The sequence below is a fragment of the Dietzia sp. ANT_WB102 genome (assembly GCF_008369165.1).
In the GTDB taxonomy this organism is placed as follows: Bacteria; Actinomycetota; Actinomycetes; order Mycobacteriales; family Mycobacteriaceae; genus Dietzia.
Window position 1 is genome coordinate 1,286,208 of record NZ_VOBA01000001.1, and the last position, 19,943, is coordinate 1,306,150.

Genomic DNA, 19,943 nt, shown 5'->3' on the forward strand with positions numbered 1-19,943 from the left:
ATAATGGCCGTATGGCTTACGGAACACTCATCCTTCTTCGTCACGGGCAGTCCACGTGGAACGCGTCCAACCAGTTCACGGGTTGGGTGGACGTCGACCTCACCGATTTGGGGCGCGAGGAGGCGGTCCGTGGCGGCGAGCTCCTCGCCGAGCAGGGGATCCTGCCGGACATCCTGTACACCTCGCTGCTGCGCCGCGCGATCACCACCGCGAACATCGCGCTGGACGCGTGCGACCGCCACTGGATTCCGGTGATCCGGCACTGGAAGCTCAACGAGCGCCACTACGGCAAGTTGCAGGGGCTGGACAAGGCGGAGATCAAGGACCAGTTCGGTGACGAGCAGTTCATGCTGTGGCGCCGCAGCTACGACACCCCGCCGCCGGCGATCGACCCGGCGGGCGACTACTCGCAGACCTCGGACGTGCGTTACGCGGACCTGCCGGAGGTCCCGCTGACCGAGTGCCTCAAGGACGTCGTGGATCGGTTCATCCCGTACTACGCCGCCGAGATCGAACCGAAGCTCGCGGAGGGCAAGACGGTATTGGTGGCCGCCCACGGAAACTCGCTGCGCGCACTGGTCAAGCACCTCGACGGCATCTCCGACGAGGACATCGCGGGCCTCAACATCCCTACCGGGATCCCGCTGGTCTACAACTTCGACGAGACCGGGCTGGTCGCCAACCCGGGCGGTACCTACCTCGACCCGGAGGCCGCCGCCGCCGGCGCGGCAGCCGTGGCCAACCAGGGCGCCAAGTAGGAGATGGAGCCCCGGTGAACGGGTCGTGAACCCCCGGCTGCCTGCGAACTTCCCGCAGGTGGCCGGGGGTTTGTCGATTCGGGCGCCGGAGGGTCACACCGTAGGATCAGGGTTGTGCAGGTCAGTCTGGGGATCTTCCTCGCGATCGTTGCCGGGATCATCGGCTTTCTCGTGGGCGGCTTCGTCGTTCCGCTCATCAATCGGCGCAGCGATCGGCGCCGCGCTGAGCAGGCCGGACCGAGCCGCTTGGACGTGTTGCGGGGCGTCTACCAGCAGGCGCCGTACGCGCTGGCGGTTGTGGATCGCCACCAGGACGTCGTCCTCTACAACCGTCGCGCGGCCGAGTTGGGGATCGTCGACGACCGTCTGCTTGTCGAGCCGGTGTGGCGGGCGGCCCAGTCGACGTTCACAGATGGGGTGACGACTGCGTTCGACCTGCCCGCCAAGATGACCCCCGGCCGCCGCCGCATTCCGTCGGTGAGTGGACGCGGGGAGATCCTCGTGGGCAACGGTCAGCAATTCGTGGTGGTCTTCGCCGACGACGACTCCGAGCACCGTCGAATGGAGTCCGCCCGCCGGGACTTCGTGGCGAACGTCTCCCACGAGCTCAAGACCCCGGTCGGGGCGATGGCGGTGCTGGCAGAGGCGCTGCTGGAGTCCAAGGACGACCCGGAATCGGTCGAGTACTTCGGCGGGCGGGTGGTGAGCGAGGCTCAGCGTCTCGGGAAGATGGTCTCCGAACTCATCGAGTTGTCGCGGCTGCAGGGGGCCGAGCGGATCCGCGACCCGGAGCCGGTGGACGTGGACGATGTGGTGGCCGAGGCGCTGCGCCGGTCCGCGTCGGCGGCGGAGGCGGCCGGGATCGAGCTCATCACCGACGCGCCGTCCGGGCTCGAGGTCAAGGGCGACTGGACTCTTTTGGTGACGGCGGTGGCCAACCTCATCTCCAACGCCGTCAACTACTCGCCCGAGCAGACTCCGGTGTCGATCACCCGGGGTATCAGCGGTGACACGGTGATGCTGCGCGTCACCGACCGCGGCATCGGCATCGCCCCCAAGGACCAGGCCCGCGTCTTCGAGCGGTTCTTCCGCGTCGACAAGGCGCGCTCTCGCGCCACCGGCGGGACCGGGCTCGGGCTGGCGATCGTCAAGCACGTCGCCCAGAACCACGACGGCGCCGTCAGCCTGTGGAGCCGGCCCGGTACCGGGTCGACGTTCACACTCGAACTCCCGGCTCATGTGGAGCCGGATGGCGGCGGGGGAACGCCCGGCGTCGAGCACGTCAAACATGGAGAGGACCAGGTGCCGTGACCAGGGTGCTGATCGTGGAGGACGAGGACTCGCTGGCGGATCCGCTCGCGTTCCTCCTCCGCAAGGAAGGCTTCGAGGTCGCCGTCGCGGGAGACGGCCCGACCGCGCTCGAGAACTTCGAGTCCGATGGCGCGGACATCGTGCTGCTGGACCTCATGCTCCCCGGGATGTCGGGCACCGACGTGTGCAGGCGGCTGCGGATGACCTCGAAGGTCCCGGTGATTATGGTGACCGCCCGGGACAGCGAGATCGACAAGGTCGTGGGCCTGGAGTTGGGCGCCGACGACTACGTGACCAAGCCGTATTCGGCCCGCGAACTCATTGCCCGCATCCGTGCCGTGCTGCGCCGCGGCGCGGATTCCGAGGCGGAGCCGGTTAACGAGATCGGCGTACTGGAGTCCGGGCCGGTGCGGATGGACATCGAGCGGCACACGGTGATGGTTCGGGGCTCGGCCGTCACGCTGCCGCTCAAGGAGTTCGACCTGCTCGAGTACCTGCTGCGCAATTCCGGTCGGGTCCTCACGCGTGGGCAGCTCATCGACCGGGTGTGGGGCTCGGATTACGTCGGCGACACCAAGACGCTCGACGTGCACGTCAAGCGCCTGCGCTCGAAAATCGAGTCCGATCCGGGCAAGCCGGTGCACCTGGTGACCGTCCGCGGGCTGGGTTACAAGTTCGAGGGCTGACCGCGGGGGCGTCACACCCCCTCCTGGGCCTCACGCCTCGGGGGCGTCACGCCCCAGGGGCCCCGGGGACCCCACGCCTCGGGGGCCCCACGCCTCGGGGGCCCCACGACCCGGGGGCTAGGGATCCGGCTCAGGCGCCGCCCGCGCGCTCGGTCGCCGGGTGCACGGCCACGATCCCCAGCTGCCGCCGGCGCCGGCACGCCGCCGCGAGGATCTCGTAACACTCGGCCCCCAGCAGTTCGACCAACTCGTCGCGGAGCGAGATGTACACGGGGTCGACCCCGACGTGCGCCTCGGGCGAACCGGTGCAGTACCAGTCCAGGTCCAGCCCGCCGGGGCCCCAGCCGCGGCGGTCGTACTCACCGACACGGGTGTGGAGGATCTCCACCTCGTCGGCGCGGGTCTCCCACTCGTGCGTCAGATGGATCGGTAACTGCCAACACACGTCCGGCTTGGACTCGGGCAGGCTCCGCCCGGTCCGCGCGGCGAGGTGGTGCAGGGCGCAGCCCGACCCGGTCGGCCAACCGACATCGTTGAAGAACACGCACCGCCCGCCAAGGCGGCGCGTTCTCAGAGCCGGCTCCATCTCGCCGTCGTCGCCGGTCAGTTCGTCCTCCTCGAGCCACGACTCCAGGACGACTCCCTCCGCAGACGCTGCGGACTGGGCGGCCTCCCGGTGTTGCCATTCCTCCGGCCGCAGTAGCGCGACGTTGGCCTTGAGCCGCTGCCGGTCCTCGTCGTCGGACAGGAACGCCCCGTGCGTGCAGCAGCCGGAGTCGGGCTGGTCGCGTTCGATGCCGTGGCAGGCGGGCGTGCCGAAGACGCACGTCCATGAGGAGAGCAGCCACGTCATGTCGGCGGAGATGAGGTGCTCGGCGTTCGCGGGGTCGGGGAAGGTGTACCACTCGCGAGGGAAGTCGAGGGGGGCCTCGGGGAGTGGGTCACCTGGGGTGGAGGGGCGATCGGTGGCGGTCACAACCTGCGACCGTAGACCGTTTAGGGTGGTCGTGTGAGATTAGGTGTCCTGGACGTGGGAAGTAACACGGTCCACTTCGTGGTGGTCGACGCCCACCGTGGTGGCCATCCCACGCCCATGAACGATTCCAAGACGCGGCTGCGGCTGATCGAGTATCTGGACGAGGACAACAAGATCTCCAAGGTCGGCATCGCCCGGCTCATCGACGCGGTGAATGAGGCCGCCGAGTTGGCGCGCGCCACCAAGTGCCGTGAGGTCATGGCGCTGGCCACCTCCGCCGTGCGCGACGCGGCCAATTCGGAGGAGGTGCTGACCAAGGTCGCCAAGGAGACCGGCATCGAACTGCGGGTCCTGTCCGGTGTGGATGAGGCGCGCATGACCTTCCTTGCTGCTCGCCGCTGGTACGGCTGGAGCGCGGGGCGGATCATCAACCTCGACATCGGTGGTGGGTCGCTCGAGATGACGTATGGCGAGGACGAGCTGCCCGAGCAGGCCCACAGTCTGCAACTGGGTGCCGGCCGGCTCACCTATGACTGGTTCACGACCGATCCGCCGGAGCGTAAGCGCATCAATCAGCTGCGCGATTACATCGACGCCGAGCTCGATGGGCCCGCCCGGGAACTGCGCGCGGCCGGTGAGCCAGATCTGGCGTGCGCCACCTCCAAGACCTTTCGCATGCTGGCCCGACTCACGGGTGCGGCGCCGTCGTCGGAGGGGCCTCGCGTCGAGCGGGTCCTGACGGCGGCCGGTCTGCGGCAGGTGATCGCGTTTATTTCTCGCATGACAGCCGCCGACAGGGCAGAGTTGGAGGGCATCAGCTCCGACCGCTCCCATCAGGTGGTGGCGGGAGCGCTGGTGGCGGAGGCGTCCATGCGTGCGTTGGGTTTGGAAAGTGTGAAGATTTGTCCGTGGGCTCTGCGAGAGGGGCTCATTCTGCAGCGTCTCGAACGGGACGTGGGCGGCGACGGGAAGGGAAGCTGACGATGGCCGAGGATTCAGACGGTCAGCAGATCACCGTGGCGGAACTGCTCAAGCGCATGGGCGCAGAGCAGCAGTCCGCCCCGACCGGGCGCCGGCGTCGCCGGGCCGATGAGGGCGGCGTCACCGTCTCCGAACTCACCGGTGAGATCCCGCGGATCACCGACGACACCGTGCTCAGTGGACGCGCGGCGCGTCGCCGGGCACGGGAGGCCGAGGAAGCCGAGGGGACAACACCCGCCGAAGGCGACACCGGCCAGGGCGCGGAATCCCGCGCGGAGCCGGGTGCCGGGGGCGGTGCTGCGAAGGGCGCTGGGGTCGGCGCCGAGAAGACCTCGGAGACGACGACGAGTTCGTCGACCCCCCAGACCCCGCAGTTTCCGAAGCCCACGGGGCGGCGGCGGGCCCCCGAGGGCGGGTCGCCTGCGTCTGCCGAGGCGGCCGGGAAGACGGCTCCGGCGGGTCAGCCGGCTCCGGCAGGTCAGACGCCGAAGCCGGCTGCGCAGTCATCGGCCCCGACCTCGACAACCCGGCCGGGGCAGACCGGGCAGACCACTCGTTCCACGCAGGCCACGCCGTCCGCGTCGACTCAGCCGTCTACGTCGACTCCGGCCGTGACCCCGGTACCAGCTGCAGTTCCGACCCCACCTTCGTCCCCGACACCGCCGCGCTCTGCGGCCTCCGACGCCGCCGACGAGCCCGAGAAGAAGGGCGGACTGCGAGGACTATTCGGTCGCAGGCGTAAGGGCGTGGAGCAGTCGGAGTCCGACGCCCGGGCTGACCGTTCGATGCCAGCAGACCGGCCCGACCGCGGCGGAGTGGGGCCCGCCGGGGCCGCGGCCGCCGGTGTCGTGGGCGCCGGCGCTGCCGGTGTCGCCGGAACCGCGGCTGCCGGCCCGGCAGAGAAGGTCGCCCCGTCCAGCACGGCAGGGAAGGGGGCGACTGACACACGCGCAGGTACCGCGGACACGACCGCGACGGCCTCCTCCCCGGCGCCCGCGGGACCTGCAGTCAAGCCGGCCGCCGGCACGCCCGCCGGTCCTGCTGCCGCGTCGACCGGCACGCCCGCTGCGGACAAACCAGCTACCGCCAAGCCAGCTACCGCAAAGCCAGCTCCCGTTAAGCCCGCCGCCGCGGACGAGCCCGCCGCGGACAAGTCAGCTTCCGACAAGCGCGCAGCCGCGGCTGACTCGTCAACCGCACCCTCCGACAGTCCCGCTTGGGGCGTGCCGTCGGGCAGTGGCTCGACGGCCTACCGGGCCCCTGAGGCCCCCGCTTCACAGGCCGACGCGGCCGACGCCCCCGATCGACAGGGCGCCGCCGGCGCGGCGACCGCAGCTGCCGCCGGAGGGGCCGGGGTTGCCGGGATGACCGCGGCGGTCGTCGGCGCGGGCGCCGGCGCCGATCGGTCGAAGGCCGACCAGCAGCAGAGCGACACGCAGCAGGCTGACCGGCCCCAGACCACCGCCGCTCATCCCGCCGCCGATCGGGACAGCGCCGATCTGGACCGCGTGGACCCGGACAGCGTCGAGCGTGACAGCCTCGACCAGACCACTCCCGAGCGGACCTCGGCCTCGCAGTGGCTGATCCTCGTCGCGCAGGTGCTCGCTTCCGCGGTTGCGGGCGCGGCTCTGTTCATCGGATTCCAGCTGCTCTGGGGCGACCTGCCGTGGGTTGCCTTCGCCCTGGCGATCGTCGTGATCGTCGGGCTGGTCGCGATGGTCCGCGTCCTGCGCAGATCCAATGACACCGTGAGCATCGCCTTGGCCGTGATCGTCGGTCTGGGCGTGACGTGCGGGCCGCTCCTGCTCAGGATCGTCACCTAGCTGGCCTCCCGCCCCGGCACAGAGTCCGCCCGCACCTGCCCCAGGTGCGGGCGGAGTCATCTGTGCGCCGAGTCCGGGGCAGTGCACCGCCGGGCCCGGCGACCCCGCGGGCATACGAGGCCCGCGCACGGGTGTGGCATCGTGATGGGCATGACGAGAATCGCAGTGGTCGGCGGCGGACGCATCGGCGAGGCCCTCATCGCGGGACTCCGTGAGGCAGGGACCGAGCCCTCGGACATCGTGGTGATCGAGGCCGTGCAGGCCCGCGCGGACCAACTGGCCAAGAAGTACAGCATCCTCTCCACCAACCTCGACATCGGCTGCGAGGGCGCCGACGTCATCGTGGTGGCCGTCAAGCCGCAGGACGTGCCCGCCGTGGTCGGCCGCATCGGCGACGCCATCTCGGACAGTGTCCACGAGTCGATCGTGGTGTCCCTGGCGGCGGGCGTGCCCACGCAGGTGCTGGAGAACCGGCTCAGTGCGGGCTCGCCGGTGGTGCGGGTCATGCCCAATACGGCGATGCTCGTGGGGCACGGCGTCTCCGCGGTCTGCAAGGGCCGCTACGCGCGCGACGAGCACCTCCGGCAGGTGGTGACGATCATGGAGAGCGTGGGCCTCGTCGTCGTCGTCTCCGAAGCCCAGATGGACGCCGTCACCGCAGTGTCCGGGTCCGGTCCCGCGTACTTCTTCCTCCTCGTCGAGGCGATGGTCGACGCCGGCGTGGAGCGGGGGCTCCCGCGCGACGTGGCGCTCACACTGGCCACGGGGACGGCGCTCGGGGCGGGCGCGATGCTCACCGCCGGTGACGAGGGGCCCGCCGAGTTGCGTTACAACGTCAGCTCGCCGGGCGGCACCACCGCGGCGGCGATCCGCCAGCTCGAGGCCGGGGGACTGCGCGGGGCCGTGGCGGACGCGGTCGAGGCGGCGGCGTCGCGGTCACGGACGTTGGCCGAGGCCGCTGCTGACGACGACGAGGACGACTGACCACTGCCGCCCAGAGCCCGTCGCCGATGCGGCCGAGCGGGCCGGGCGTGCCCCTGCCGAACCGACCCGCCGGGTGAGAAGTGAGCCACCCGGCGGGTCCGCGTATTTAGCACAAGCCCAGCTCAGAACGGGTGAGGCCTGGGCCGGGCGGCGTGTCGTCGAAGTTAATCGCCCACTCCCGTCGCACTGATCACACCATTCACGCTAGGCTCATACCCAGCACGTGCGTGTCCGTACCGCAGGAGGGGAAGCCTGCGGCACGACGCGTGCCACGAAGGGTTGTGACGATGGCGACTACCGACAAGACCGAGGGCGGCTCGCAGGCGGCGGGGGGCTCGCAGTTCCTCACCGTTGCTGAGGTCGCCGCGCTGATGCGCGTATCCAAGATGACGGTCTACAGACTCGTCCACTCGGGCGAGCTGCCCGCCGTACGGGTGGGGCGGTCGTTCCGTGTCCACTCCAAGGCCGTGCACGAGTATCTCGACACGTCGTACTTCTCCGCGGGTTAACCCGCTGGGCCGGTGCCCGGCCCGTTTTCGTGGCGGCGGGGCGCGGGAGGTAGTCTGGACGGGTTCCGTCCCGGCTTTCGAGCTCGCTCTCAGGCGCCGGAGCGCAAGTCAAGGCCATTTGTGGGCTGTAAGGCCCCAGACCAGTAGTCGACAGGTAGGTGACCCCGATATGGGTTCTGTGATCAAGAAGCGCCGCAAGCGGATGTCCAAGAAGAAGCACCGCAAGATGCTCCGCCGGACCCGCGTGCAGCGTCGCAAACTCGGTAAGTGAGTCCGGCGGCGCCCTGATAGCGCCCGGACTCACGCCTGTAGCGGATGCCCGTCACCAGCAGTGGTGGCGGGCATCGGTGTATTTACGGCCGGGAGTGTCCGGCACCCCCGGGGGCGGACGGTCGGCTGCGCGGACCACCCACATGGGAGGGCAGCTCCGCGGCTAGACTCAGCCGGGTGGATACCGAACTAGCAGCCCGTCGCCCGGCCCGTGCCGTCGCGGTCGTGGGCGGCAGTCGGTACCTCGGCGCGCACCTGGTGGGCATGCTGCTCCGCAACGACTCCGTGGAGCGTGTCCTGGCGATCGACTCGGTGAAGCCGTCGCCGCAGCACCGTCGACGGATGCGGGACGCCGAGTTCGTGCGCCTCGACCCGCAGTCCCCGCGACTGCAGGGAATCCTCCGTGAGGCCGGTATCGACACGGTCGTGCATGCCGGACTGCACCACACGGATTTCGCCCCCGGCGGCCGCGCGGCCGTCAAGGAGGCCAACATCATGGGCTCGATGCACGTGATCGCCGCGTGCGGGCGGGCCGCGACGGTCAAGCGGTTCGTCCTCATCTCCTCGACCTCCGTGTACGGCTCCTCGGGCGTCGACCCGGCGATGTTCACCGAGGACATGGCCGCGCGAGGCCAGCCCAGCGGCGGCATCCCGCTCGATCACCTGTCCGTGGAAGGCTATGTGCGGGGCATGTCCCGCAAACGCCCGGACATCGACGTGACGATCCTGCGCATCCCCGCGATCCTCGGACTGCCGGAGCCCACGGTCGTCGGCGAACTGCTGGTGCCGTCCGTGGCTCCGGTGCTGGCCGGGTACGACCCGCGCATCCAGCTGCTGCACCCGCAGGACGCGCTGGACGCGCTGCTGCACGCCACGACGGGCGCGGCCCCCGGCACGTACAACATCGCGGCCGACGGCGTGCTCACCCTCACCCAGGCCATCCGACGCGCCGGGCACATCCCCCTGCCGGTGATGCCCGCGGCGTTCAGGCTCGCGGCCCGGCTGCTGTCGAGCCAGGGATTGCGCGACATCGGGCCCTCGCAGCTGCGATACCTCAGGTACGGCCGCACCATGGACACCACCCGAATGCGCACCGAGTTCGGGTTCACGCCCAGGTACACCTCCGAGGAAGCGCTGCACGCCTACCTCGTGGACTCCGGTGCCGAGCCACTGATCACCCGCACCTCGCTCGAACGGAAGACCGCCACGCTCGCCAGGAGACTGCCGGCCCCGATGGCCAGCCGACTGCGCGCAGGGGTGGACACCACGATCGGCGAGCTCGAAGCGATGGGGGCCCTACCCGACCCCATCGAGGAGGAGGCGCCGTGAAGGGCCCGGAATTCGACCTGTCCCAGCCCCTCGGTGGACCGCGATGGGGCGAGGGTCGACGCGACGCCCGCAGCGACCGGATGGTCGGGGAGGGCTTCCTCGGCAACACCACCAACAGCGATGCCGCGGCCACCGAGCTCGGTCGGATCGTCGACCGGTTCCTCACCTCGATGCGGATGTCGATCGCACAGGTCGCCGACGCGCTACCCATCGACGCCGAGGTCCTGGCCCCCGTCCGTGACCTGGCCCGCGGCGTCGACACGGCACTCGCGACGGGCGACATCAGCGCGATGACCGGGCTGGCCGACGCCGTCAGCGCTGCCGGCGAGCTGCTCGCCACCCGCCTCACCGGCGGGTACGAGGTCGACGAGTTCGGGTTCGACGAGCACTTCCACACCCACGTGTGGCTTCCCCTGTGGCGGCCGTTGTTCGAGCACTGGTTCCGGGTCGAGGTGATCGGCGCCGAAAACATCCCCGAGGAGGGGGCCGGGCTGATCGTGTCCAACCACGCCGGCGTCCTGCCACTCGACGGGATGATGACCACCGTCGCCGTCCACGACTACGCCGGACGCGCCCTGCGGCTGCTCGCCGCCGATCTGGCCATGTCGCTGCCCGTGTCGGCGCCGCTCGCCCGCCGGGCAGGTGCCACCCTCGCGTGCGCCGCCGACGCCGAGCGGCTGCTGGAGGGCGGCAACGTGGTGGCCGTGTGGCCGGAGGGCTTCAAGGGGCTCGGCAAACCGTTCGCCGACCGCTACCGCCTGCAGCGCTTCGGTCGCGGCGGGTTCGTGGCCACCGCCCTGGCCGCCGGTGCGCCGATCATCCCGTGCTCGGTGGTCGGCTCCGAGGAGATCTACCCCAAGATCGGCGAGGTGCCCGCACTCGCGCGACTGCTCGGCCTGCCGTACATGCCCATCACGCCCGCCTTCCCGCTCCTCGGCGCTCTCGGCGGCATTCCACTGCCCACCAAGTGGACGATGGAGTTCGGCGAGCCAATCGAGACCTCACACCTGGGCCCCGACGCCGCAGAGGACCCAATGGTGGTCTTCGAGATCACCGACCAGGTCCGCGAGACCATCCAGAACACGCTGTTCCGTAACCTCGCGCGCCGCGGCAGCGTGTTCTTCGGCTGAGTCTTCTTCAGGAGAATCAGAACAGGCGGCGCAGCGAGCCGATCGTGCGCACCCCATAGGACGAGCGCGCGGCCGCATGGGCGCCGGCCAAGCCCCCGACGGCGAGAACTCCCGGCATCGCCTTCTTTGCGGCCTTGCGTACCGTGCGGAAGTCCTTGACATCCCAGCCGTTCTCCGAGGCGTACTTGCGCAGCTTCGAATCCGGGTTGATCGCGACGGGGTTGCCGACGAGCGTGAGCATCGGCATGTCATTGAAACTGTCGGAGTAGGCGTAGCACTTACTCAGGTCGAAGCCCTCGACCTCGGCGAGCTTGGAGATCGCGTGCGCCTTGCCGGGCCCGTGCAGGATGTCGCCCACGAGCCGGCCCGTGTAGACGCCGTCGCGCTCCTCCGCGACCGTGCCCAGCGCCCCCGACAGGCCCAGCCGGGTGGCGATCACGCGCGCCAGCATCACGGGCGTCGCCGTCACCAGCCATACCTGCTGACCGGCGTCCAGGTGCATCTGGACGAGTGAGCGCGTGCCCGGCCAGACGCGGTCGAGCATCGACGTGTCCACGACCTCCTCACTGAGCTCGACCAGCTCGGCGACGGTGCGTCCCTCGACAAAGCTCAGCGCCTTGTCGCGGCCGGCGGCGACGTCCTCGGCGTTCTCCTCGCCGGAGAGCCGGAACTTCGCCTGCGACCACGCCAACCCCACGAGATCCCGGGCGGTGAAGAAGCGGTGCTTGGCGAGTCCTCGCGCCAGCAGGATGATCGACGCGCCCTGGATGAGGGTGTTGTCCACGTCGAAGAACGCCGCGACCTGCGGGTCCGGCTGGGGCGGCCCGTCGATAGGCGGGCGACTGGGCTCGTCGGCCGACGGGGCAGCGGTGTCGGCGACCGCCGTGGCACCGGACTTGGCGCCAGGCTCCACACCGGGCTCGAGCTTGACGGCGTGCTCGGCGGAGGCCTCACCGGCACGTCGCTGGATCCGGGCGTCGCGGCGCCGCCACACCAGCCGACCCAGCGCCGTGACGAAATCGGCGCGCCCGGGAAGTCGCGGGCCCGACCGGGAACGGCGGGCATCCTCGGAATCGGCGGTGCCGTCCGCGTTCTCCGCTGGAGAGGTGGGGGCGTGGTCGGCGTTGCTGTTCTCGGGGCCGCCGGCGTCGTTGTCGTCGTCGTCCATCGGTCGGGAGTCGTTCACCGGGCGGGACCTCCTGAAGGGCGCGGACACCCCATCCTAGGGCAGCCCCGATGGGGTGGTGCACTATCGAGACATGGTGCACACGGTGACCCTGTTGACCCGCGAGGGCTGCGGCAGCTGCGTCCGCGTCCACGGCCAGTTGATCCCACTGTGCGAGGACGCCGGCGCCCGCCTCGAGGCGGTTGATGTCGACCACGCGGCGGACCCGGAACTCGCGGTGGAGTACGGCGACCGGCTGCCGGTGGTGTTGGTCGACGGCGCCGAGCACTCGTGTTGGGAGATCGACGACGACGAGCTCATCGCCACCCTCGCCGAGCCCGGCCCGTTCGCGGGGTGGGACTGAACCGGCCCCCACGCCACCACTGCGCCCCCCGGGCGGTCACTCCTCCGGCTGCGCATCCCGCAGGGCCCGCAGGATGGTCGCGTGCCGGAGCAGGAACGCGCCCTCGTCGAGTTCTTTGCGCCGCAGCCACCCGGTGACCTCGCTGTTGTGCTTAGACGCATTGCACGACGCACACGCCGGTACGACGTTCTCCAGGGTGTAGCGGCCGCCACGCGAGATGGGCATGACGCAGTCCTTCTGGAGTGCCGGCCCGGTCGCGTTGCAGTAGGCGCAGCCTCCCCACGCATCGAGGATCTCGAACCACTGCGGATCGGTGAGGTCGTTGTCGACGCGGGACAGGCGCCGCTGACGTCGCTTGGCGTAGCGGGCGCGGGTCGCGGCGGACATCGTGGCGGAGGACCTGCGGCGAGGGGGCACGCCCGACACCGTACGTCGACGTCGGACGACTCCTGACGAGGCCCCACAGTGAGCCAGGTCTCGGGCAGGGGTTCGTGCGGCGTTCCTCACGGGAGGGCGAGGTCGGCGTCCGAGCAGTTCACGGCAGGTGCGGAGGGGCACCCGGATATAGCATCCACCCCGGTGACGGTTTTGTCCCGGGGTGCCAAGCGGGTTACGGTGGAGCCCGTTACGGGTCGTACGCAGGCTTGAGGCCACGGCCGTCCCGGCAGGGCGCTTCCGGCATGGAACTGCCTTGTACACAGCCGTGCACACCGACGGGAGACGACCGACTGTGGACCAGCGTTCCGCGAGTTCGTCCTGCGGGGTTCCGTCTTCCCGCAGACCGTCTCCTCGCCGAGTTGACGACTTAGCACCCATTCTGGCAGGGGGCCTCGAGGCCCTGACATCCGGGGGTCGGTTGTGAGCATTCTCCTGGTGGGGCTGTCCCATCACAGTGCGCCGGTGTCCCTGCTCGAGGCGGTCGCCGTCTCCGAGTCGGACCGCGACGCCCTCACCGAGGAACTCATCGCCGGTGAGAACGTCGACGAGGCGATGATCGTCACCACCTGCAACCGCGTAGAGGTCTACTCGGCCGTGGGCGCGTTCCACCCGGCCCTCGACGACGTCGTGGCCCTGCTCTCCCGCCACTCCGGCCTGGCCGCCGACGAGCTCAGCCGGCACCTGTACGTGCGCTACTCCGAGTCGGCCGCCGAGCACCTGTTCTCCGTCGCCTCGGGCCTGGACTCCATGGTGGTGGGTGAGCAGCAGATCATCGGCCAGATCCGCACCGCCTACCAGTCGGCGTCCGAGATCGGCGCGGCCGGCACGACACTGCACCGGCTCGCCCAGCAGGCGCTGCACGTGGGCAAGCGTGTGCATACCGAGACCGGCATCGACTCGGCCGGCGCCTCGGTGGTGTCGGTGGCACTGGACCGCGCGGCCGAGATCCTCAACGCCGACGCTGCTGGCAGCAGCGCCGCCGCGGCGACTGGCAGCTCCGATGCCGACGCGGCGGCCTCCCGCCGGCTCGACGGGCGCCGGGCCGTCGTGCTCGGCGCAGGCGCGATGGGTGGCCTGGCCGTCGCCCACCTCGGCCGGGGCGGGATCGCTCATATCGAGATCACCAACCGCACCCCGGGGCGCGCCGACCGGCTCTCGGAGATCGCCCGCGACGCGGGGACCCCCGCCGAGGCGTTCCCGCTCGACGGGCTCGCCGACGCCGTCGCCCGCGCCGACATCCTCTTCACCTGCACCGGGGCCGTCGGCACGGTCGTCACCCTCGGCGACGTGCACACCGCCCTGGCCGGCCGCGACGAGCGTGGCCCGCTGGTCATCTGCGACCTGGGCATGCCGCGCGACGTCGACCCCGCCGTCGCGGGTCTGCCCGGCGTCACCGTGCTGGGTATCGAGGCGCTCAAGGCCGACCCGGCCACCTCCGCCGCCGCCGCGGACGCCGACGCCGCCCGCACGATCGTCGACGCCGAGCTCACCGCGTACACCCAGGCCGAGCGCATGGCCGGCGTCGGGCCGCTGATCAGCCAACTGCGGGGCCGCGGCGGGCAGGTCGTCGCCGCCGAGATGCGGCGACTCGAATCGCGGCTACCCGACATGGATGACCGGGTCCACGACGAGGTCGCCAACACCGTTCGCCGGGTCGTCGACAAGCTCCTGCATCCGCCCACGGTGCGGTTCAAGGAACTCGCCGCCCAACCCGATGGCGAAAACTACGCAGCGGTCGTACGCACACTGTTCGACCTGGACAACACCGTGGACGAGGAGGCGTCATGAGCAGGACCCTGAAAGTGGGCACGCGCGGCAGCACCCTGGCGACCACGCAGGCCGGGCACGTCCGCGACGCCCTCATCGCCGCCGGATACCCGGCCGAACTGGTGATCGTGCGCACCCGCGGCGACGTGGTGATGGCCCCGGTCGAGCGCATCGGCGTGGGCGTGTTCACGCTCGAACTACGCGCCGCCCTCGAACGCGGGGACTGCGACATCGCCGTCCACTCGTACAAGGACCTGCCGACCGCGCCCGATGACCGGTTCGCGCCCATCGCCGTCCCGCCGCGCGTCGACCCCTCGGACGTGCTCATCGCCCGCGATGGGCTCACCATGGACACGCTGCCGGTCGGCGCACGCGTCGGCACCTCCGCCCCACGTCGGCGCTCCCAGCTCGCGGCCCTGCGCCCAGACCTCGACCTACATCCCCTGCGCGGCAACATCGACACGCGCATGGGATACGTCACCAGTGGCGACCTCGACGCGGTCGTCCTGGCCGCGGCCGGTCTCGACCGCACCGGAGTGGGGGAGCGCGCCACCCACCGGTTCGGCATCGACGAGATGCTCCCCGCCCCCGCGCAGGGCGCCCTCGCCGTCGAATGCCGCGCCGACGACACCGAAGCCATCGAGGCCCTCACCGTCGTCGACCACCTTCCGTCGCGGGTCCGGATCACCGCCGAGCGGCGACTCCTCCGCGACCTCGAGGCCGGCTGCACCGCCCCCGTCGGCGCGCGCGGCGAGCTCGAGGAGGGCGAACTGACGTTGCACGCGGTGGTCGCCGCCCACGATGGCTCCACCGTCCTGCGCACCCAGGGCGCCACCGCCACCTCAGACCACCCGGACGGGCCCATCGCCGCCGCCGACGAGCTGGGCCGCCGACTCGCGGCCGAACTACTCGAGCGCGGCGCCCGGGACCTGATGTCCGAGGACTCGACCGAGCAACGCGCCCCACTCGTACCCAAGGTATCCACGACGGCACCACCGACCGTCACCGATCCCTGACCCCCGAACTCCCATTTCGCGCGCAGCCAGCGCGCGGCACCCACCCCACGGAGAGACGAACAATGACTCGAGCACGCACCACCCGCCCCGGAACCGTCCGCTTCGTCGGCGGCGGCCCAGGCAACGCGGGGATGCTCACCTGCCGGGCCCGCGAGGTCCTCACCGGCAATTCGCTGGTGTTTGCCGACGCCGACGTCTCGGCCGACGTGTTGGCGCTGATCGCCACCGAGGTCCCGGTCCCACAGGAACTGCTCGACGCGCGACAGGCCGAGATGGACGCCGCCGTCGCCGCCGAGGACAAGGCGGAGGTCAAGCGTCTCAAGACCTTGCCCGCACCCACCGCCGCCGACGTCCGCCCCGTGTTGGGTGAGCCCGCCGCCGTGGCCAAGCAACTCGTCGCCGAGGCCAAAAAGGGCCGGGATGTGGTCCGCCTCGTCACCGGTGACCCCATGACCACCGACGCCACTGTCACCGAGATCGCCGCCGTCGGCCGCACCGTCGTGCCGTTCGAGGTCGTCCCCGGCGTCGCCGAGGCCACCGCCGTGCCCGCCTTCGCCGGCATCGCGCTCGGCTCCGGCTACGTGTTTGCCGACGGCCGCGGCAAGGTCGACTGGGCCGCCCTCGTCGGCTCGCCCGGCCCGATCGTCCTGCGCACCACCGGCCGCCACCTCGCTGAGGCCGCCTCCAACCTCGCCGAGCAGGGCCTCGCCGCCGGCACCCCGGTGACCGTGACGTGCGCCGGCTCGCTCTGCGCCCAGAAGTCCGCCGACGGCACCCTGGCCACCATGGCCGAGGTCGGTCGCGAGATGGAAGGTGACCTGGTCGTCACCATCGGAAAGTCCGCGGGTGAGCGGCACCGTCATCAGTGGTGGGAGTCGCGCGCCATGTTCGGCTGGAACGTGCTGGTGCCTCGCACCAAGGCGCAGTCCGCCGAGATGAGCGAGCGGATCGCCGAGCACGGCGCCGTGCCCGTCGAGGTGCCCACCATCGCCGTCGAGCCGCCCCGCAGCCCCGCCCAGATGGAGCGTGCGGTCAAGGGCCTAGTCGACGGCCGCTACCAGTGGGTCGTGTTCACCTCCGCCAACGCCGTGCGCGCTGTGTGGGAGAAGTTCGTCGAATTCGGCCTGGACGCCCGCGCGTTCTCCGGCGTGAAGATTGCCTGCGTCGGCGAGGGCACCGCCGCCCACGTCCGTGAACTGGGGATCCAGCCCGAGCTGCTGCCCACCGGCGAACAGTCCAGCCTCGGCCTGCTCGATGTGTTCCCGCCGTACGACGACGTACTCGACCCCGTCAACCGGGTCCTCCTGCCGCGCGCCGACATCGCCACCGAAACCCTCGCCGAGGGCCTCACGGACCGCGGCTGGGAGATCGAGGACGTCACCGCCTACCGCACCGTCCGCGCCGCCCCGCCGGCCGCCGAGATCCGCGAGATGATCAAGACCGGCGGGTTCGACGCGGTGTGCTTCACCAGCTCCTCGACCGTCCGGAACCTGGTGGGTATCGCCGGAAAGCCGCACGCCCGCACGCTCATCGCCTGCATTGGCCCGCGCACCGCCGAGACCGCCGCCGAGTTCGGCCTGCGGGTGGACGTCCAGCCCGAGAACGCCTCCGTGCTCGAACTGGTCGACGCCCTCGCCGCGCACGCCGACCACCTGCGCGCGGCCGGCGAACTGCCGCCCCCGCGCCGCCGCGCCCGGCGCCGCTGAGCCAGCGCACCAGCACGCCCTCACCCCGCCCGTCGACCCGCCGGGCGGGGTGAGGGCGTCTTCAGACGGCCACGAGCCCGCGCCGGTCCACCAGCGCCGCTCGCACCGACGCCATCCGCGCCGCGCCCGACCACCGGCGACTTTCGTACAGTGGGAACCGTGACGACAACGCCTGACGAGACAACATCCGTTCCCGCGCCGCTGGTGCGCCCGCGTCGCCTGCGCTCGACGCCGGCCATGCGCAGGCTCGTCGCCGAGACCACGCTCGCCCCGAGACAGCTGGTGCTGCCCGCATTCGTGGCCGATGGGATCGACGCCCCGCGCGACATCTCGTCGCTGCCCGGGGTCGTCCAGCACACCGTCGACTCGCTGCGGCGCGAAGCGGCTGCCGCCGCCGAGGCGGGCCTGGGCGGCATCATGCTGTTCGGCGTGCCTCTCGACGCCGACAAAGACGCCACCGGCAGCTGCGGCGCCGACCCCGACGGCATCCTCAACCGGGCCCTGACCGCTGTGCGCGCGGAGGTCGGCGATGACCTCGTGATCATGGCCGACACCTGTCTCGACGAGTTCACTGACCACGGCCACTGCGGCGTGCTCGGCACCGACCCGCGCGGCGAGCAGATCGTCGACAACGACGCCACCCTCGCCGCCTACAACGACCTCGCCGTGGCACAGGCCGCCGCCGGCGCCCACGTCGTGGGCCCCAGCGGGATGATGGACGGCCAGATCGTCGCCATCCGCGAGGCCCTGGACCGCGAGGGCTACCAGGACGTCGCGGTGCTCGCGTACAGCGCCAAGTACGCCAGCGCCTTCTACGGCCCGTTCCGTGAAGCCGTCGGCTCGTCCCTGCGCGGGGACCGCCGCACCTACCAGCAGGATCCGGCCAACATGCGTGAGTCCCTGCGCGAGGTGCAGCTGGACCTCGAGGAGGGCGCCGACATGGTGATGGTCAAGCCCGCCATGTCCTACCTCGACATCCTGCGCCAGACCGCCGAACTGGCCGACGTCCCGGTCGCCGCTTACCAGGTCTCGGGCGAATACGCGATGATCTCCGCCGCGGCCGAGCGCGGCTGGATCGATCACGACCCGGCCGTCATGGAGTCGCTCATCTCCATCCGCCGGGCCGGCGCGGACATCGTCCTGACCTACTGGGCCCTGCACGCCGCACGCCTCCTCTCCCAGGGGTGGGGCGCCCGGTGACTCGCAGCAGCGGGCCCTGGCGCCCGCCCGCCCCGCCCGCTCCGGCCAGCCCGGGGCCCGGTGCCCCCGGTGCCCCCGGTGCCCCCGGCCCCGGCGAACCCGGCGACGCGCCCGACGAGCGACCCGGCCCTCCGCCGGAGGAGATCCACACCGCGTGGGTTCTGTGGCTGGCCGCCTCCGCGTTCGGGCTGATCGGGATGCTGATCAACTCCGCGACCGCCAGCTTCGGAGATCTGCCCCCAGCCACCCGGGACGCTTTTCGCGACGCCGTCGCAGGCGCCGCGTCTGCCGACATCACCGTGGAGAGCGTGTTCTCGATCGCCCGGGCCGTCGGCGCCGTGTTGGCACTCATCGCCGCTGCCGTGACCGTGTGGCTGGCCTTCCAGCTGCGTTCCGGCAGGGGCTGGGCCCGCACCATGCTCGACATCGTCGCCATCTTCCTCATCGTCGACGCCGTGTCCGTGATCATCGGCGTGTTCGGCGGAGTCGCGACCGCGGGGGAGCGGGGCGAGGTGGTGAGCTTCGTCATCATCGCCCTCCAGATCCTCGCCGGACTGTGCGCCGCCACCGCAGTGTGGCGCCAGCACAGGGCCGAGGCCATGCGGTACACGACCCCGGGGGGCGGCACGCATGCCGGCAAATGAACCCACCGTTACCCGGCCGGGCATCGAGCCGGAGGGGCCGATTCTGTACGCCGAGGACGGCTGGAGCTGGGCCTGGATCCTCGCCGCACCCGTGTTCTGCGCCTTCGCCGCGCTCTTCGAGCTGGCCACCGGAGCTCCCGTGCACTGGCTAATGCTCACCGTCTGTGCGATCGCGACCGCGCTCTGCCACGGCGTGATGATCGCCGCCACCCGCGTCCACGGCCGTATCCGCGTGACCCCCGACGTGTACATCCAGGGCACCGAGGAACTCGAGCTGGACCGGGTCGAGCGAGTCCTGCCCCTTCCCGCCGCCGGCGAGCCCGAGGCCCAGTGGGAGACCGCCCGGACCCTCGGTGAACTGCGGGACGTGCCCCGTCGCCGGTCCACCGTGGGGCTGCGCCTCGACACCGGGGCCGAGGTCCGCGCCTGGGCCCGCAACCGCGCGGCGCTGCACGCCGCCCTCTCGGGAGCCGTCGGGGCAGTCCGCGGCGAGCCGGACCCCACGTGAGCTCTCGCCGGCTCGCCGTTGCCGCGGTCGTCACCGCCGTGCTCGCGGTCCTGCTGTGGTGGCTGTCCCGAGACATCATGGTCGTCGCACCGCCGGTCGTCGACCCGCCAGTAGACGGCAGCATCGAACGCGTCCGCACCGATACTCGACTGCTCCTGGTAGCCACCGTCATGGCCGGGCTGACGATGGTCCTCACGACTCTCGCGGTCCTCCGGCGCACCCCTCGAGGAAGAGGCTGACGGATCTACTTCTGCCTGGGCTTTTCCGGGCCGAACCCGCGCCGCGGTAACGATCAGATGACGGTTCCCTGAGTGTGCTCGGCCCGATGCCGCGTGGCGCGGAACACAGGCTACATTTGGTGCGGTTCGGACGCATGTG

The 19,943-nt window shown here is 71.0% G+C and carries 21 protein-coding genes; 18 read left to right on the top strand and 3 right to left on the bottom strand.

Going from position 1 to position 19,943, the window contains the following annotated elements:
* Positions 1-11 precede the first annotated feature (11 nt).
* The 3 genes from FQ137_RS05860 to FQ137_RS05870 all read left to right on the top strand — a co-directional run bounded on the left by FQ137_RS05860 (position 12) and on the right by FQ137_RS05870 (position 2,755).
* The gene (locus FQ137_RS05860) at positions 12-758 is read left to right on the top strand and encodes a phosphoglyceromutase (protein WP_149291565.1); all 747 of its coding nucleotides are present in this window, start codon (positions 12-14) and stop codon (positions 756-758) included.
* Positions 759-872: 114 nt separating this feature from the next.
* A complete protein-coding gene (locus FQ137_RS05865) occupies positions 873-2,069 on the top strand; it encodes a cell wall metabolism sensor histidine kinase WalK (protein ID WP_149291566.1) in 1,197 nt (398 codons plus the stop codon).
* Positions 2,066-2,755: a response regulator transcription factor gene (locus tag FQ137_RS05870; protein ID WP_149291567.1), complete on the top strand. Its 690-nt coding sequence runs from the start codon at positions 2,066-2,068 to the stop codon at positions 2,753-2,755. Before FQ137_RS05865 ends, FQ137_RS05870 begins: the two co-directional genes overlap by 4 nt.
* Before the next feature lie 130 nt (positions 2,756-2,885).
* Here the strand turns inward: FQ137_RS05870 and FQ137_RS05875 are convergent, their stop codons facing one another.
* Entirely contained in the window at positions 2,886-3,731 is an 846-nt protein-coding gene (locus FQ137_RS05875) for a hypothetical protein (RefSeq protein ID WP_149291568.1), read from the bottom strand.
* 33 nt (positions 3,732-3,764) lie between these two features.
* On the opposite strand from FQ137_RS05875, the gene FQ137_RS05880 reads away from it, so the two are divergent.
* From FQ137_RS05880 to FQ137_RS05910, 7 genes are all read left to right on the top strand, one after another.
* Positions 3,765-4,712, top strand: a complete 948-nt coding sequence (locus FQ137_RS05880) for a Ppx/GppA phosphatase family protein (protein WP_188064787.1) — start codon at positions 3,765-3,767, stop codon at positions 4,710-4,712.
* A gap of 2 nt (positions 4,713-4,714) precedes the next feature.
* Positions 4,715-6,535 (top strand): hypothetical protein, encoded by a 1,821-nt coding sequence (locus FQ137_RS05885; protein WP_149291570.1) that lies wholly within the window; start codon positions 4,715-4,717, stop codon positions 6,533-6,535.
* 150 nt (positions 6,536-6,685) lie between these two features.
* Positions 6,686-7,519 (top strand): pyrroline-5-carboxylate reductase, encoded by an 834-nt coding sequence (proC, locus tag FQ137_RS05890; protein WP_149291571.1) that lies wholly within the window; start codon positions 6,686-6,688, stop codon positions 7,517-7,519.
* A gap of 287 nt (positions 7,520-7,806) precedes the next feature.
* Entirely contained in the window at positions 7,807-8,028 is a 222-nt protein-coding gene (locus FQ137_RS05895; RefSeq protein ID WP_010540934.1) for a helix-turn-helix domain-containing protein, read from the top strand.
* Positions 8,029-8,197: 169 nt separating this feature from the next.
* A complete protein-coding gene (locus tag FQ137_RS05900) occupies positions 8,198-8,299 on the top strand; it encodes a 30S ribosomal protein bS22 (protein WP_003855542.1) in 102 nt (33 codons plus the stop codon).
* 176 nt (positions 8,300-8,475) lie between these two features.
* Complete coding sequence (locus FQ137_RS05905) at positions 8,476-9,627, top strand: NAD-dependent epimerase/dehydratase family protein (RefSeq protein WP_255583669.1); 1,152 nt, start codon at positions 8,476-8,478, stop codon at positions 9,625-9,627.
* Positions 9,624-10,757, top strand: coding sequence for a lysophospholipid acyltransferase family protein (locus FQ137_RS05910; protein ID WP_149291572.1), 1,134 nt, complete (start codon positions 9,624-9,626; stop codon positions 10,755-10,757). Before FQ137_RS05905 ends, FQ137_RS05910 begins: the two co-directional genes overlap by 4 nt.
* 16 nt (positions 10,758-10,773) lie before the next feature.
* Here FQ137_RS05910 and FQ137_RS05915 read toward each other — a convergent pair whose 3' ends face one another.
* Complete coding sequence (locus tag FQ137_RS05915) at positions 10,774-11,943, bottom strand: HAD family phosphatase (RefSeq protein ID WP_255583670.1); 1,170 nt, start codon at positions 11,941-11,943, stop codon at positions 10,774-10,776.
* 73 nt (positions 11,944-12,016) lie between these two features.
* On the opposite strand from FQ137_RS05915, the gene FQ137_RS05920 reads away from it, so the two are divergent.
* The gene (locus tag FQ137_RS05920; protein ID WP_149291573.1) at positions 12,017-12,286 is read left to right on the top strand and encodes a glutaredoxin family protein; all 270 of its coding nucleotides are present in this window, start codon (positions 12,017-12,019) and stop codon (positions 12,284-12,286) included.
* Between the two features lie 36 nt (positions 12,287-12,322).
* Here FQ137_RS05920 and FQ137_RS05925 read toward each other — a convergent pair whose 3' ends face one another.
* Positions 12,323-12,673, bottom strand: a complete 351-nt coding sequence (locus FQ137_RS05925; protein WP_149292675.1) for an HNH endonuclease — start codon at positions 12,671-12,673, stop codon at positions 12,323-12,325.
* Between the two features lie 471 nt (positions 12,674-13,144).
* Between FQ137_RS05925 and FQ137_RS05930 the strand changes: the two genes are divergently transcribed.
* The 7 genes from FQ137_RS05930 (at position 13,145) to FQ137_RS05960 (ending at position 19,804) form a co-directional block, all read left to right on the top strand.
* Positions 13,145-14,512, top strand: coding sequence for a glutamyl-tRNA reductase (locus FQ137_RS05930; RefSeq protein ID WP_149291574.1), 1,368 nt, complete (start codon positions 13,145-13,147; stop codon positions 14,510-14,512).
* Positions 14,509-15,507 carry a hydroxymethylbilane synthase gene (gene hemC, locus FQ137_RS05935; RefSeq protein ID WP_149291575.1) on the top strand — a complete coding sequence of 333 codons (999 nt, stop codon included), beginning with the start codon at positions 14,509-14,511 and terminating at the stop codon, positions 15,505-15,507. Before FQ137_RS05930 ends, hemC begins: the two co-directional genes overlap by 4 nt.
* Positions 15,508-15,569: 62 nt before the next feature.
* Complete coding sequence (locus FQ137_RS05940) at positions 15,570-17,213, top strand: uroporphyrinogen-III synthase (RefSeq protein ID WP_149291576.1); 1,644 nt, start codon at positions 15,570-15,572, stop codon at positions 17,211-17,213.
* Positions 17,214-17,372: 159 nt separating this feature from the next.
* Complete coding sequence (gene hemB, locus FQ137_RS05945) at positions 17,373-18,413, top strand: porphobilinogen synthase (protein WP_149291577.1); 1,041 nt, start codon at positions 17,373-17,375, stop codon at positions 18,411-18,413.
* Positions 18,410-19,057: a hypothetical protein gene (locus FQ137_RS05950; protein WP_149291578.1), complete on the top strand. Its 648-nt coding sequence runs from the start codon at positions 18,410-18,412 to the stop codon at positions 19,055-19,057. The genes hemB and FQ137_RS05950 overlap by 4 nt, the downstream gene beginning before the upstream one ends.
* Positions 19,044-19,565, top strand: coding sequence for a hypothetical protein (locus FQ137_RS05955; RefSeq protein WP_149291579.1), 522 nt, complete (start codon positions 19,044-19,046; stop codon positions 19,563-19,565). Before FQ137_RS05950 ends, FQ137_RS05955 begins: the two co-directional genes overlap by 14 nt.
* Positions 19,562-19,804: a hypothetical protein gene (locus tag FQ137_RS05960; RefSeq protein WP_149291580.1), complete on the top strand. Its 243-nt coding sequence runs from the start codon at positions 19,562-19,564 to the stop codon at positions 19,802-19,804. Before FQ137_RS05955 ends, FQ137_RS05960 begins: the two co-directional genes overlap by 4 nt.
* Positions 19,805-19,943 lie beyond the last annotated feature (139 nt).